The organism is Fibrobacter sp. UWB15 (genome assembly GCF_900177705.1).
Taxonomy (GTDB): domain Bacteria; phylum Fibrobacterota; class Fibrobacteria; order Fibrobacterales; family Fibrobacteraceae; genus Fibrobacter.
Window position 1 is genome coordinate 171706 of the sequence record NZ_FXBA01000003.1, and the last position, 13904, is coordinate 185609.

The window sequence follows — 13904 nt, forward strand, 5'->3', positions numbered from 1 at the left end:
AACACAAATCCAATTATTTCATGATCAGCCACATGATCAGCAGGCCGATACCGACACCGCCCAAGAACGAAGATGACGTTGCCAGTGCCGCGGCACGGCGATCATTGTCTTCTTTTTCTTTCTTATTGACATTCACGCCAATAGACGTGCTCAACATCTGCGCGCAAACTTCGTTATTTTTCTTGACGACGTTGTAACTTTTTTCCCAATTTTCGCTTTTAGCTTTTTCGGTTTCGATAACAGCCCGCAAGGAATCCTTTTCAACAGAGCAGGCGTTTCCCTGTTCTTGCATGACGCTATCGCGCACAGCAAGTTCCTGTTTCAATTCGGTTTCTGCAGTCAATGCCTGAGAAGCTACAGCAGGTTCTTCGGCTAGTGCCATTGAACCACAGAACAAAAAGGTAATCGCAAGAATTTTAATCAAACGCATCATGCCGTAAATATACAAAAAAAAGACAAGTTCCCGGCAAACGCAGCCGGGAACTCGCTGTAAAAGAATTTTAAACGGTCAAAATTTTACGGCAATTCAACCTGTTTTTTCCAACGACCATCTGCGCCCTTCACGTAATACACGCCTGGCACAAGAACTTCTCCGGCCTTGATTTTAGATCCGTCAAGTCTGCGAATTTCGCGAGCCGTGAATGCACGCGGAGAGTTCACCAAGCGGCCAATTAGCGTCGTATGCTCCGAGGAACTAGATTCCACCTCAGACGAGCTAGATTGTTCAGAAGAACTCGATTCTTCTACAGACGAACTGGAAACTTCGCTGCTAGAAGACTGTTCTTCAGACGAAGAAGACGCAACACTGCTAGACGATTCCGGCAGATTCTTATTCGGATCCACCAGCACCCCATGAAATATCTGCAACTGGACCTTCGAAATCGAGTCGGGAACGTTTAAAGATTCAATCGAACTTTTCACCGCCGACAAGGAATCCATGGCAACAACAGAAGTATAAGAATACTTTAAACCCCGATAATAAAGAGCTAATGAATACCACCAGTCAAAATTGAACTCAAACGTTCTTGAGACCATCAGCTCATGACTAGAATAAGAGTTATCTTCGGGAAGCGAGCCCTTTTTGACCGCAAGTACATTGTAAGAATTCGTTGTGTCATAACCAGTAAAATGGTATTGGTTGATATCCATAATCATGGTTGCATAATCATTGTCATCATCGACCAGCGACCAATGGGAATTAGACCATGTGACATAAAGGAATAAATTCCTACGACTTGCTACACAGCTCGCAGTGATGGACACCGGAAGCTTTATGTTTCCATCAAATTTATTCTTGAGTGGCTTCAGTTCCTGATAGTCCTTGTAAACTGTTTTCTTGACGGAATCAGAATTGGACAGATCTTTTGAGCCGTACCACATGGTTTCTTCAATCTGTTGCAATTGCAATGTCACTTTCTTCGCACCCAACGTATCGCAGATATTGCGGATGTAGGTTTCCGTCTCTTCTTGGGCAAAAGAGAACGCCATTGCAACCATTACCAAGCAAAGAATTCGTTTCATCACGTTAAACCTCCACTTTCTCTTAAATATAATTTTTCTTTACAATTGTGCAACATGAAAAACAGGCCAAAAAGATCTTTTTAGCCTGTTTCACAGTTCAAAATGGGGCGTAAAACTAGCCGCGAGCAGCCAAAATGCGCTTCCAGCCGTCTTCCGGAATCTGGGCTCCCATCACCTGGACCACTTCGTTACTCACGACACTGCCCAAATTGCCCGATTTTTCCATATCCCAGCCGTTCATGTAGCCATACAGGAATCCCGATGCCCACAAGTCTCCAGCACCCGTAGTATCGATTGCCTTGGCTGGGCCCGCCTGCACATGCACCACCTTGCCGTCTTTGGCAATCAAGGCACCGCGCTTGCCGATTTTCACCACGGCAACCTTGGCCTTCTTGGCTAGCACATCGAGAGCGGCTTCTTCCTTGACACCAGCGTATGCATAAGCTTCGTCTTCGTTCGCGATGATGATATCGATCATTCCTTCGGCAAAGAGTTCGTCAAAGAGCTTGCGGCAGGCATCCACCACGCCAAAGCTGCTAAAGTCGAGAGCGGTTTCTACACCCAGGCTGCGGGCCAAAGTAAAGGATTTCTTGAAGCAGTCGGCGTTAAAGGCGCGGTAGCCTTCGGCATACAGCAGGCCAACGCCATCGTAAAGGGCCGGCACAAAATCATCGCTACCAAGGAAATCGGAGGCGCCCAGGTAAGTCCACATGGAGCGCTGCGCATCGGGCGTCACGGCGCTAAAGACGCAACCGGTAGCGGCATCGGAAAGACCGAGCTTCGATTCCACACCGTTATTCTCCAAGTGCTTCTTGAAAATGTCACCCAGTTCGTCGTTGCCAATCTTCGAGATAAAGGCAGCCTTACCACCCAGGCGAGAAAGACCGACCATGGTATTGCAGGTAGAACCACCCGGCACGCGCAGCGGATTCTGGAGGGCACCCAGGAATTTTTCCATCTGAGGCCAATCCACCATGTTCATGCCACCCTTCTGCACGCCCTGGGCCGCAATCCAAGCGTCATCCACATTGGCCAAAATATCAACGAGGGCTGCCCCCATACCTAAAACTTTCTTCATTAAAAGCCTCCTCTGCGGCGGCGCAACTTTTCGCTCGCCTGTAGTAAGAATTGACGTTCAGACTCATTCAGCGAATTGATTCCCTCGCGATTGACTTTCTTGAGGATTTCGTCCATCCGCTTGTTTTCGTCCACATAAAAAACTTCACCTTCGATAGCGTCGGAATCTTCGCTAGACTTTTCGCCGGATTCGCTTTCGGATCGGCCGCCCCGGTGCACTTTGAACTTGGGACCGCGGAATTTTGCGAAAGCCTTGCCGAGGTTACCGAAGCCACGTTCGTAAAAATGCATATAAAGGAATCCGCCTACGACACCACCCAAGTGAGCGAGGTGGGCCACGCCATCGCCCGAATGAGCCATGAACACGTCGACGGCCACCATGAACCACATGGCATACTTGATTCGCATCGGGAAAAAGAAGAACATCAGAAGCATGCGGTTCGGGAAGAACTTGTAGTAAGCCACAAAGATTCCCATGAGTGCCCCCGAAGCACCGATAATCGGGGCATTGGTCATTCCGATCCAGTACATGACCAGACTAAAGACTGCCGCAAAAATTCCGCAGAAGAAATACATTCCCGTAAAATGTTTGGAACCCATCATGTCGGCCACATCGCTACCGAACATCCAGAGCATGAGCATATTGAACAAGAAATGCCAGAAATCCACATGGATGAACATGTACGACACAAAGCGCCAAGCCTGTTCCGGCGCAAACGGCCAGAAGGCTCCAAAATAGGCGATATATTCGGCAACGCTGCCATAACCGTAGCCAGGCAAGTTCAAATGCAATCCGAGGACCTTACCAACGACAAACGCAAGGCCAAACACAACCGCATTGACAATCAGCAAGGTTCGCAAAACTTTCGGTAAAAAACGGAATGGTCTCATGGTTAGTAGGACGTTGGATGTAGACAGTGGTTAGTGGTTGGTGGTTAGTAAAGGTACAGTTTCAGCGGGAACGTATTTCGCAAGTTTTGAACAGCCCTGTTTTGTTTTGCCAATCCCCACTTTCAGAAGTTCGCGAACCACGGTGCTAGATACCATCAAGTGTTCCGGAGCGCTAGACAAGAAAACCGTTTCGCATTCAGGGTAAAGGTTCTTATTGTTCCAGGCAACCGACTGTTCGTATTCCACATCGGCGGCCCCGCGGATTCCGCGCACCAGGAAATTCGCTCCGACACGTTTCATAAATTCCACCGTAAGGCCGTCAAAAAATTCCACCTTCACATTCGAAAGCCCGGCAACCGCCTTCCGCACCATCTCGGCGCGGGTAGCCTCGTCGAAGTAGTATTTCTTGGAAGCATTCACCGCCAAAAGCACATAAAGTTCGTCAAACAACGCTGCGGCGCGCTTCACGATATCGAGGTGCCCTAAGGTAAACGGATCGAACGACCCTGCAAATACGGCGATTTTCTTCATGCTTACAATTTAGAAAAGTAGGAAGTTAGAAATTGGAAGTAGGAAGTTTTTATTCAAAAAAAATCTACTTCCTTCCGTCTACAGTCTACTTCCTGTAAATCACAAGTGACGATTCGCCGTAGCGGCGAACCTGTACCATTCCCGCCTCGTCCGCTTCCTTGACCCATGCAGGCAAATTACGACTCGGCGCTTCGAACACGGCTACACCACCCGGATTCAGCCATTCCCAATAGGGTCGCAGGTCAGGATAATCCATATCCTTGAAGGGTGGATCCGCATAAATCAAGTCAAAGCCTTCACTCGCGCAAAGAGCTTCTTTGTCGAGCGCCATGGCGTTCTTTTCTAACAAAGTAAGTTTTGATTCCAGCGACAAGGCCTTGTATGCCTGCAGCACAAGTCTCGCCTGGGCATGCGCCATTTCTACAGCCACCACACTTGCAGCACCGCGGCTCAGCGCTTCGATTCCCATAATGCCCGTCCCCGAGAACAAATCCAGCACGCGAAAATTTTCAACACCTTGCAAAATGTTGAAGAGAGCCTCTCTGGTACGGGAAGCTGTCGGTCTTGTCTTGGAAGTATCTGGAGAAGGAACGTTCCTTCCCCGCATGAGTCCGCCGGTAATGCGAATAGGCATTGGGACTATTGCTTGACAACGAACATTTCAAAAAGGATCGTGGTGAACATATCCTTCTTGGCAAGTTTCATTTCGATGTTGCGAATACCGATACGAGAAGGCGAACCCGCAAAGGCCGTAACAAAAGCATTCAGTTCGGCAAAGTCAGCCGTAGTCGTAGCCTTAATGGTGTAGCGCTTGTAGACACCGTATTCTTCAACTACGGGCTTTTCAAGTCCATTGAACTGAACCTTCTGTGCAGCGGCCAAAGCCTTCATGGACTTGATTTCGTTGTTCACTTCGGAAGACGGTACAAACGAAGAAACTGCAGCCAGATTCACGTTGTTCACGTTGTACATACCGAAAGCGGTAATGTCGGTAGCCGGAGCGTTTTCGGGCAGAGGCGGAGTCCTGAAATCGGAACTGACCGCGCGCATACGATCGAGGAAAGCCTTCTGGGAATTCGGGTTACCGGCCACGCCACGCACGTAGAAGAAATTCGGAGCCTGGTAAATACAATCCGAGAAACCCACGTCATCAGGTGTTGCCGTATTCAAGAATGCGAAGAACTGGCCGACAGAAGCCTTCTGGAACGAAAGTTTTTCGAGCGGCAAGTAGCTATTGTAATCCGAGCGTTTGTTGTTGAACAAGGCCTGCGGATTGATTTCGCCCACGACCTGCTTGACCGTCACATTGTCTCGCTGACGGATCATGGCGGCAGCGGCAGCAGCTTCGGCTTCAAGCGAACCACCAGCGGAGGTACGCTGTCCAGCACCGATAGCAAGAGCGGAACGGGTCGGGTCTTCGGCGCCAATCAAATCCAGATAAGGCGGCGGCAACAAGCCCTGCAACTGCTTGGGAACGCCAGCAACACTCAAGAAGCAGCTAAAGGCAACAAACACAAACAGGGCGGCCACAAGAACCGTCAACGCCTTCTTTCGAGACTTATTCTGCAGTTCCTTAACGCTCGTGACGTTGACCGGAGCCACAGTTTCGACTTCGACCAAGCGCTCGGCAGCGTCAATCAAGTTCAAATGAATCATACACCCTCCATCACATTCAAGGCAGCCCCGATTGCACCTGCGCAAGAAAGCACGGCGGCAGAATCTTGTTCTTCAATCGGGAGCCTCAAGTTAGAGAAAGAATCCATCAAAGAAAGCTGGTATTCGGACAACTTAGCACGGACGTCTTCCACGAACAGCAAATCGCTAGCCATTTCACCGCACAGACGGATTGACTTCGTCGAGACCGAGGCGTTTTCCTGTTGGGCAACCGCAATCTGTTCAGCAATTTCCCTAGCCAGAATCTGGTAAGCTTCTTCCTTGGTGTTGTTCACCAGCGAAAGAGTGGACACGCAGCGGAGCGCATGCAAGTTGTCCTTAGTGAGCCAAAGGAGCGTCACACCGGCATAGTCAGCCTTGACTATACATGTCAGTTCGGACACATTTTCGGCATAATCCATCAGGTTCATGAGCGAGAGCACGTCCACATCCATGGCCTTAGGAGCTAAAGCCTTGTTACGGAAGCCTTTACGTAAATTATCGACCCATTGTTCACGGACAGCAATCAGCATAATCGTGTATCCGAGTTCGGGGTCACCGCTCATGATTTTGTAATCAATTACATACGCATTGGATTCAGCGTTCGTAATCAGCGAAACATACCACTTTACATAGTCGTCAACGTTCTTTGTGGCTTCAGCCGGGACAAAGATTTGGCGGATAATCGACCTAAATGCAGGAATTGCCACCGAAACGGCTTCGACAGATTCAATCTGGTTGAACTCCATCCATCCCTGGAGGACGGTTTCAAAAGTATAGACATCGTCAAGGGGGGCGGTTTCCGTATCGAGAACGGCCGTCTTCAGAACACGGCGTTCAGCCGCATCCACAAGGGCAACTTTCAGAGAAGCGTCCCCTGCTTCTATACCCATGTAAATCTTCGTATCACTCATATTATCAACGACTTATGAAAAAAAACTACACTCTAAAACTAATCAAAAATTACCCCTGGAAGGAGCTTTTCCAATTTTTTCTTGCCAATTCCAGGCACTTTTTGCAAATCTTCGGCATTTTTGAAGGCTCCAAGGGCATTTCTGACCTCCAAAATCTTCTCGGCAAGCTTCGGGCCGACCCCATTCAGGGCGCAAAGTTCATCTACCGAGGCCGAATTGATATGCACCGGAAGGTTCGTTTTTTTGACCGATTTTCGCTCTTTTTTCGGCCGGACTGTATAATTAGAGTCAATTTTTGACACTTGCAAACTATCGACGGTGACGGAGTCGCGAACGGCTGCCTGGGGGGACTCGTTTGCAACGATGAATGACTCGCCCACCTCAAATGTTTCGATAGACGGGAGACCCCACGGGAGAACCCGGACAATGATTCCAATGACCAAAAGGCATAGTGCCAATCGGACTACGTTTTTTTCAGGTGCATTCATAAGGACAACCTCCGTTGGTTATCCTCGACCAAAGGGCTTCTTAAGCGCCGCCTCCACCGCATTCACGTCTGAAGGGACATCCACCGAAATCGACGGGTACTTGCTCTGGACAATGCGAATAGGGCGTTTGCCCAGAATGCGCATCTGCTCCAGAGAGCGTTCCTTTTCGACATCGGTTTGCGGCAAAGACGAAAATTCGTCGCGGCACACCCTGGAATAAGCATAGATTCCCTGGTGCTGGAACCAGCGGGGAGCGTCCTCATTCGCCACCCACCGGGTAAAGTCCACCGCGTAATCGTCTTTTACCAAAACCTTGACTACCGTCTTGAGTCCCGCCTCGGTAGGATTCAAGGGGCACGCGACCGTCACCCATTCATCAGGGTGCTTTTCGAGCGTCATTGCCACATCGCACAGCACAGAAGGTTCCACCAACGGTTCGTCGCCCTGCAAGTTCACCACGAGGTCCAAATCGAGGGCCCGGGCCGCAAAGGCGACGCGGTCAGAACCAGTTGCCGCATCTGGAGTCAAGATAAATTCAAAACCCACCCGAGAAACCACGTCTGCAATTTCTTCGGAATCGGTCGCACAAACAATGCGTTCAAAACATTCGGCCAAAAGCGCACGTTCCAGGGTGCGCACAATCATTTCTTTGCCTGCAATCTTGATCAAGGGTTTGCCCGGAAAGCGGGACGACCCCATTCGGGCAGGCACAACGCAATGAACTGCCATGGGCTAATTTTTCAAGCCGAGAATTTAGCCGCCGATGACCTTCGGAATGGCGAAGTGATCGTTTTCCACAGCCGGAGCGTTCATGAAGGCCTTTTCAAGCGAGAGACCCGGCACAGGCACGTCTTCGCGGAGAATCGTCGCACCGTTTTCGACAGCGGTCATCGGTTCCACGTCGGAAAGGTTCAAAGCCTTGAGAGCTTCAAGGTGATTGAGCATCTTGTCCAAGTGACCCTTCACGGATTCGATATCTTCTTCGGCAACTTCGAGCCTAGAAAGCTTCGCGAGTTTCAAAACTTCTTCACGTTCGAGCATAAAACCTCTTTTCTTACGTCCACAAAATAGCAAATTATTTTGGCGAAAAAGCAACCCAGAGTTGCCAAATGCGCCCTAGCCCACTATTTGCAGCGCCGCATACTTCAAAATAATCGTACGGACCGTCGGGTCGCTACCGAAACGCACATCTACACGGGCATTGTCGCCAGAACCATAGCACTTGACAATCGTGCCCACACCATACTTCATGTGGCGCACGCGTACGCCCGGATGGTACGGATTCTCGCTGTATTCGTCGTAGACCACGCGCGGGCCCGAAGGTTCGGCCGGCTTGATCGGAGCCGCGACCTTCACCGGATTGCGGTAAACGATGCGCTTGTCATTTTTCTTGACAGAATTCGGAACCGCCGAGGGGCGGTTATAACCGTAAGAGCCAAAATTGCTCGGGCGAGACGAAGCTCCACCGTAACCACCGCCAAAGCTTCCGGACGGTCTACGCGGATAAGATGGAATGTTCGGACGCGGCGGGCGCGAAAATCCCGACGAGCCACCGGCAAAGTCCTGATTGAAATCGCTTGCGCCAAAGCCGAAATCGGTGCAAGGCGTAAAGTCGACTACCGACGGATCCAGTTCCTTAAGAAAACGGGACGGCGCAAACGGGCGAATGTTCCCTTGGAAGAATCGGCGTTCCGCATGATACAGGTACAATTTCTTTTCGGCGCGGGTGCAGCCCACGTAGAACAGGCGACGTTCTTCTTCCATCTGCTCGTTCATCTCGGCGCCAGACAGAGTAGAAGACGCACGAATCAGCGGGAAAATTTCTTCGTCGCAGCCGGCAATATGCACGGTGTTGAATTCCAGGCCCTTCGCCATGTGAATCGTCATGAGCGTCACCTGGCCCTTGGAATTGTCCACCTTCTTGTCCGCATCGGTGAGTAGCGAAATATCCTGCAAGAATGCATCGAGTGTGGCCCCCGGATGTTCTTCGTCGAATTCACGGATGGCGTTCACCATTTCGTCCAAGTTACCGATGCGTTCGTCGGCGGTGAGTTCGTCTTCTTTGCGCAGGAATTCCTTGTAACCCACATCGTTGATGATTTTTTCAGCCAAAATCGGAAGCGGCGTTTCGCCCGCGGCAAGCAACGCCTTCCAATTCTGCACGAGGTCGGTAAAACCCTTGAGCTTTGCCGCCGAGCGGCTTCCGCTGTTGACTTCGGCAAGCAAGTTATCCCAGAAGGAGCCTTCGCCTTGGCGTTCTCTTTCCAAGATGTTTTCGACAGTCGTCTTTCCAATGGCGCGAGGCGGCGTGTTGATCACGCGCAGGTAGGCGGCATCGTCACGTTCGTTAGCCAGCAGGCGCAAGTATGCGAGCACATCCTTGATTTCTTTGCGGTCCCAGAACCGCATGCCGCCAAAAATGACCGACGGTATACGGCGGTCATTCAGCGCCTTTTCCAAGGCGCGGGACTGCGCGTTGGTGCGGTAGAATACAGCAGTCTTGGCATAAAAATCCTCGCCCGCTTTTGCAATCGTGTCTGCAATGGTAGACGCTTCGGAGCGGTCGTCCATAAAGTGGCGCACGTGAATCAAGTCGCCCGCATCTTCTTTAGAGAACACGTTCTTCTGCATTTCTTGCGGACGAATGTTGTGCGCAATCACGGAGCCTGCGCCCTTCACGATGTTTGCGGTCGAGCGATAATTGCGTTCGAGCTTGACAATCGTTACTGGCGCAAAGTCGCGGTGGAAGTTACGGATAATCTTGATGTTCGCGCCGCGCCAGCCGTAAATACTTTGGTCATCGTCACCCACCACCGTCACGTTCTTATTTTCGTTTATCAGTAATTTCAACAGTTCGTACTGAACGTCGTTCGTATCCTGATATTCGTCCACCACCACATAGCGGAATCGCTGTGCCAACTGAGACGCCAAATTCGGAATCTTCTGTAGCATGTAAACCGTGTTGAACAACAAGTCGTCAAAGTCCATGGCGTTAGATTCTTTAAGGCGTTTCTGGTATTCGGCGTAAATTTTTGCACGCAGCTCTTCGTCCGGGAAGTTCGCCAATTCTTGCGCCACATCGGGAGTCTGCAGCTGAGCGACCTTTCCTCGGTACAAAATCGTGTTCTTGTACTTCGAAATGGCGCCATGCATTTTCTTGACTTCGGAGGGCTCAAAATTGTCGCCCACCTGTTCCTTCATGATTTCTTTTAGGAGACGTTTCTGGTCATCGTCATCGTAAATCGAGAAATTGCCGTCGTACCATGTGCCGCCCAAGGCATCAAGCACAGATTGTTTCGAAAGGCAAAGCTTCAAAAGGCGCAAGCACACGGAATGGAACGTTCCCATCCAGGCAAAGTTCATGTTGCTGTCGAGCAACTTCTGGATACGCGACTTCATTTCGCGGGCAGCCTTGTTCGTAAAAGTCACCGCCAAAATGCGGTCCGGTTCCACGCGATACTGCGAAACAAGGTGAGCAATCTTATAGGTAATGCAACGCGTCTTTCCCGAACCGGCACCCGCCAAAATCAGCATCGGGCCATCAATCTTTTTTGCCGCTGCAGCCTGTTCCGGGTTCAGTTCTTTATCTAAAACAGCATTATCTACAATATTTGCCATGGGGGTCCCTTTTAATACACGGATGTGCAATATAGCAAAAAGAAAGACCCTCCAAGAGGGTCTTTCTTTAAATTTGAATCAGGGGCTTCTACTAGTCATCCGACGTAGAGGCGCCAATGGCCTGTTCAAGCGTCGTGTGTCCGTCGAGAGCCTTCTGGATACCGTCCATACGCAAGGTAATCATGCCGCATTCCTGCATGGCGGCGCGTTTGATAACGTCGCCCGAAGAACGCTTGATAATCAGGTTACGCACGGTTTCGTTCGGCACCAGAAATTCGTAAATACCGCAACGGCCCTTGTAGCCCGAACCATCGCACTTGTCGCAACCCTTACCATGGTAGAACTGCATGTCGGGGCTCAAGTGGAATTCGTCGCGCATGGCCTGCGAAATTTCGACAGGTTCCTTACAATACTTACAAATGCGGCGCACAAGACGTTGTGCAAGCACGCCCTTAATAGCGGTAGACACAAGGAACGGTTCCAGACCCATTTCGAGCAAACGCGGGAATGCACCGGCAGCATCGTTGGTATGGAGCGTACTGAAGACCAAGTGACCCGTCAAAGCAGCTTCGATAGCCATGGACGAAGTTTCCTGGTCACGCATTTCACCGATCATAATCACATCCGGGTCCTGACGCAAGAGGGCGCGAATGCCCGCCGCAAAGGTAAAGCCTGCGGCGTTATTAATTTGTCCTTGGTTCACACCATCAATATTCAATTCCACCGGGTCTTCCATCGTAGAGATGTTGATGGTGGAATCCAAAATTTCTCGAATAGAAGCATAAAGCGTGGTAGACTTACCGGAACCGGTAGGACCGGTCACCAGCACAATACCGTTAGGAGCATTAATCGCATCGATAAACTGCTTGAGCACGCGCGGGTCAAAGCCCATGTCCTTCAAGGGGAACTGACCCGAGTTCGGGTCCAAGATACGCATAACAATCTTTTCGCAGACGCCACGCTTACGGAGCGATATCGGGAAGGAGCTCACACGAAGGTCCACCTCGGAGCCCTTGTAACGCACCGTGAAACGACCGTCCAAGGGTTTACGCTTTTCAGCGATGTCCATCTTGGAAAGAAGCTTGATACGGGAAAGAATCTGAGGCATCAAGCGGGCAGGAATGGGAGACATGACCTGCAGGTCGCCGTCAATACGGTAGCGGAGCTTGAGGAATGTCTCCTGGGGTTCCAGGTGAATATCGGATGCGTGACGGGCAATGGCTTCGTGAATCAGCGTGGTCACGATTCGCACCACCTGGCGGCCTTCTTCGTCGGTCAGTTCCGGTTCGTCGTTACCGCCCTGACCGCGTTCCACGGTTTCAAGTTCTTCACCGTCCTTAGATTCACTGATAAGTTCGGCGAGAGACTCTTCGGTAGGACCATGACCTGCAAACACGCGTTCAATGGCCTTCATCACGTCCGCTTCGGAGGCCATCACGATGTCCACGTCCATACGGACCTTGAACTTCACGATGCTGATCGTGCGCATGTTCGTCGGGTCCGTCATGGCAATCGTCATCACAGAGCGGATCTGGCGGCGATCATCTTCACCCTTCTGCACGAACAGCGGCACCACCTTGTACTGCTTGCACATGTCTTCGGGCAAGAAGGTATAGGCGTTCGGGTCAATATTGAAATTGTCGAGCTTTACATACGGAACTTCGAACTGCCTCGAAAGAATTTCAACAAGGCGTTCCTCGGGCATGTAGCCCAGGTCCACCAATGTACGGCCAAGGCGCTTGCCGGTCGTCTTCTGCGTCTCGAGCGCCTTGTCTAGCTGCTCCTGCGTAATGTACCCTTGAGCGAGGAGCATTTCACCGATACGCATCTTGGTCGAAGACTGCATCTGCGACCCGAGGATGTTCGTTAGCGTTTCTTCGCTCACCATGCCAAGGCGCACCAGAATCTTACTGAGCATAAGCCCGGTACGTTTGTGTTCGGCCATGGCATGAGCCAACTGGTCTTCGTCCAATACGCCTTGACGAAGCAGCAACTGGCCCAAGTTCATCTTATTGCTATTTATCATAAATGCGACCACGCCCGAGGTTGAACGGGCATTTTTTCTCCATTTTTGCAAAGCATGTTGACCGGGTCGCCCGCAGATTTTTCTACGGCAAATCCAATTTCACACACCTCGCCCAATTGGGTATTTGCTTTAAATATACTTTTTGGGCTAGAATTTGCAAATAGCAAGTGATATTCCTCACCCCCATTTAATGCAAAATTTAAGGGATTTTGGCCATATTTTTCGCACAAGCGCGTAACTTCGGGGTCTATCGGGAGTTTGTTTTCAATAATTTGCAAATCAACATTGGAAGAAAGAGCCAAGTGGTTCAGTTCCGACGAAAGTCCGTCGCTAATGTCCATGCATGCGCCGCCCGCCCCCAAGCGCAAAAGTTCAGCCCCGGCAGATTCGCAAATTTTAGGAGCCAAGTGGTATTCCACCAGCGTCGGGAATTCGTCTTTGGCCTCGGGGTGGTTCACCAAAAGCCAAAGGCCAGCACCCGATTTACCGAGCGTTCCGTTTACATACAATGTATCACCGGGTTTTACAGCCGAGCGCAACAGAGGTTTCGAATTTTCGCCTTCGAGCGTTCCCAAGAGCGTTGTCGAAAACAGACCCACATCGCCCACCACGGTGTCGCCGCCAATCAAGGTGATTCCACGTTTGGCAAAGCCCTGCGAAAGAGCGGCCTGCACGCGGGTGCGAGTTTCCGGCGACCAATTCTTGTTGATACAAAGCCCAAGCACCGCAAAGCGCGGAATGCCGCCCATGGAATTAATGTCCGACACATTCGAGACAATGTGTTTTTCGACCGCCTGCTCCGGCGTTGACCAATCCAGCCTGAAATGCGTATTTTCGACCGACAGGTCCTTGGTCACGAGCCAGCCGTCGAATTGGGCGCAGTCATCGCCCACGCCGAGCCAGCCTCTTGTTGCGGGAGGTTCTTTTTTAAAGGCGGCAGCATCTTTTAAAAGGGCCTGAATAAAATTGAATTCACCTAGGTTAGGAAACATCTTTTTAAATCATCAAAAAGCTTTTTCTTTAAAATATAATTTTTAATGAGGGAGGGGCTTTTTTACGCTCCCCATCCTAGGCCGACGCTTCCATTTCCTCTCCGCATAAACCACTTTTTTATTCACTATCATCCCCGCTTTTTCTATTAAAAAAAATTTCAAAGAAACAGTTTGGCGGTAAATTGTTGATAAA

14 protein-coding genes are annotated in these 13904 nt (G+C 50.5%); all 14 read right to left on the reverse strand.

Going from position 1 to position 13904, the window contains the following annotated elements:
- Nucleotides 1-13 precede the first annotated feature (13 nt).
- The 14 genes from B9Y58_RS06935 to thiL all read right to left on the reverse strand — a co-directional run bounded on the left by B9Y58_RS06935 (nucleotide 14) and on the right by thiL (nucleotide 13711).
- A complete protein-coding gene (locus B9Y58_RS06935; RefSeq protein ID WP_085534863.1) occupies nucleotides 14-433 on the reverse strand; it encodes a hypothetical protein in 420 nt (139 codons plus the stop codon).
- A gap of 83 nt (nucleotides 434-516) precedes the next feature.
- On the reverse strand, nucleotides 517-1521 hold the full coding sequence (locus B9Y58_RS14750; RefSeq protein ID WP_085534864.1) for a hypothetical protein: 1005 nt from the start codon (nucleotides 1519-1521) through the stop codon (nucleotides 517-519).
- 115 nt (nucleotides 1522-1636) lie between these two features.
- Complete coding sequence (locus B9Y58_RS06945) at nucleotides 1637-2599, reverse strand: adenosine kinase (RefSeq protein WP_085534865.1); 963 nt, start codon at nucleotides 2597-2599, stop codon at nucleotides 1637-1639.
- Entirely contained in the window at nucleotides 2599-3450 is an 852-nt protein-coding gene (locus B9Y58_RS06950; protein ID WP_234989101.1) for a rhomboid family protein, read from the reverse strand. Before B9Y58_RS06950 ends, B9Y58_RS06945 begins: the two co-directional genes overlap by 1 nt.
- 69 nt (nucleotides 3451-3519) lie before the next feature.
- Nucleotides 3520-4020: a pantetheine-phosphate adenylyltransferase gene (gene coaD, locus B9Y58_RS06955; protein WP_085534867.1), complete on the reverse strand. Its 501-nt coding sequence runs from the start codon at nucleotides 4018-4020 to the stop codon at nucleotides 3520-3522.
- Between the two features lie 85 nt (nucleotides 4021-4105).
- Nucleotides 4106-4654 carry a 16S rRNA (guanine(966)-N(2))-methyltransferase RsmD gene (gene rsmD, locus B9Y58_RS06960; protein ID WP_085534868.1) on the reverse strand — a complete coding sequence of 183 codons (549 nt, stop codon included), beginning with the start codon at nucleotides 4652-4654 and terminating at the stop codon, nucleotides 4106-4108.
- Between the two features lie 5 nt (nucleotides 4655-4659).
- On the reverse strand, nucleotides 4660-5676 hold the full coding sequence (locus B9Y58_RS06965) for a hypothetical protein (RefSeq protein ID WP_085534869.1): 1017 nt from the start codon (nucleotides 5674-5676) through the stop codon (nucleotides 4660-4662).
- On the reverse strand, nucleotides 5673-6587 hold the full coding sequence (locus B9Y58_RS06970) for a type IV pilus biogenesis protein PilM (protein ID WP_085534870.1): 915 nt from the start codon (nucleotides 6585-6587) through the stop codon (nucleotides 5673-5675). Before B9Y58_RS06970 ends, B9Y58_RS06965 begins: the two co-directional genes overlap by 4 nt.
- A gap of 38 nt (nucleotides 6588-6625) precedes the next feature.
- Nucleotides 6626-7075: a ComEA family DNA-binding protein gene (locus B9Y58_RS06975; protein WP_085534871.1), complete on the reverse strand. Its 450-nt coding sequence runs from the start codon at nucleotides 7073-7075 to the stop codon at nucleotides 6626-6628.
- An 18-nt stretch (nucleotides 7076-7093) separates the two neighbouring features.
- Nucleotides 7094-7804: a 3-deoxy-manno-octulosonate cytidylyltransferase gene (locus tag B9Y58_RS06980; protein ID WP_085534872.1), complete on the reverse strand. Its 711-nt coding sequence runs from the start codon at nucleotides 7802-7804 to the stop codon at nucleotides 7094-7096.
- Nucleotides 7805-7828: 24 nt separating this feature from the next.
- Nucleotides 7829-8116 (reverse strand): Asp-tRNA(Asn)/Glu-tRNA(Gln) amidotransferase subunit GatC, encoded by a 288-nt coding sequence (gene gatC, locus B9Y58_RS06985; protein WP_073054966.1) that lies wholly within the window; start codon nucleotides 8114-8116, stop codon nucleotides 7829-7831.
- A 75-nt stretch (nucleotides 8117-8191) separates the two neighbouring features.
- Nucleotides 8192-10693 (reverse strand): ATP-dependent helicase, encoded by a 2502-nt coding sequence (locus B9Y58_RS06990; RefSeq protein WP_085534873.1) that lies wholly within the window; start codon nucleotides 10691-10693, stop codon nucleotides 8192-8194.
- Between the two features lie 91 nt (nucleotides 10694-10784).
- The gene (locus tag B9Y58_RS06995) at nucleotides 10785-12719 is read right to left on the reverse strand and encodes a GspE/PulE family protein (protein WP_234989102.1); all 1935 of its coding nucleotides are present in this window, start codon (nucleotides 12717-12719) and stop codon (nucleotides 10785-10787) included.
- Nucleotides 12716-13711: a thiamine-phosphate kinase gene (gene thiL / locus B9Y58_RS07000; protein WP_073054962.1), complete on the reverse strand. Its 996-nt coding sequence runs from the start codon at nucleotides 13709-13711 to the stop codon at nucleotides 12716-12718. The genes B9Y58_RS06995 and thiL overlap by 4 nt, the downstream gene beginning before the upstream one ends.
- Between the last annotated feature and the right edge of the window lie 193 nt (nucleotides 13712-13904).

Bases quoted from the DNA above. Each gene is read 5' to 3' on its own strand.
- B9Y58_RS06935 (WP_085534863.1), bottom strand. From the start codon at position 433: ATGATGCGTTTGATTAAAATTCTTGCGATTACCTTTTTGTTCTGTGGT.
- B9Y58_RS14750 (WP_085534864.1), bottom strand. From the start codon at position 1,521: ATGAAACGAATTCTTTGCTTGGTAATGGTTGCAATGGCGTTCTCTTTT.
- B9Y58_RS06945 (WP_085534865.1), bottom strand. From the start codon at position 2,599: ATGAAGAAAGTTTTAGGTATGGGGGCAGCCCTCGTTGATATTTTGGCC.
- coaD (WP_085534867.1), bottom strand. From the start codon at position 4,020: ATGAAGAAAATCGCCGTATTTGCAGGGTCGTTCGATCCGTTTACCTTA.
- rsmD (WP_085534868.1), bottom strand. From the start codon at position 4,654: ATGCCTATTCGCATTACCGGCGGACTCATGCGGGGAAGGAACGTTCCT.
- B9Y58_RS06965 (WP_085534869.1), bottom strand. From the start codon at position 5,676: ATGATTCATTTGAACTTGATTGACGCTGCCGAGCGCTTGGTCGAAGTC.
- B9Y58_RS06970 (WP_085534870.1), bottom strand. From the start codon at position 6,587: ATGAGTGATACGAAGATTTACATGGGTATAGAAGCAGGGGACGCTTCT.
- B9Y58_RS06975 (WP_085534871.1), bottom strand. From the start codon at position 7,075: ATGAATGCACCTGAAAAAAACGTAGTCCGATTGGCACTATGCCTTTTG.
- B9Y58_RS06980 (WP_085534872.1), bottom strand. From the start codon at position 7,804: ATGGCAGTTCATTGCGTTGTGCCTGCCCGAATGGGGTCGTCCCGCTTT.
- gatC (WP_073054966.1), bottom strand. From the start codon at position 8,116: ATGCTCGAACGTGAAGAAGTTTTGAAACTCGCGAAGCTTTCTAGGCTC.
- B9Y58_RS06990 (WP_085534873.1), bottom strand. From the start codon at position 10,693: ATGGCAAATATTGTAGATAATGCTGTTTTAGATAAAGAACTGAACCCG.
- B9Y58_RS06995 (WP_234989102.1), bottom strand. From the start codon at position 12,719: ATGATAAATAGCAATAAGATGAACTTGGGCCAGTTGCTGCTTCGTCAA.
- thiL (WP_073054962.1), bottom strand. From the start codon at position 13,711: ATGTTTCCTAACCTAGGTGAATTCAATTTTATTCAGGCCCTTTTAAAA.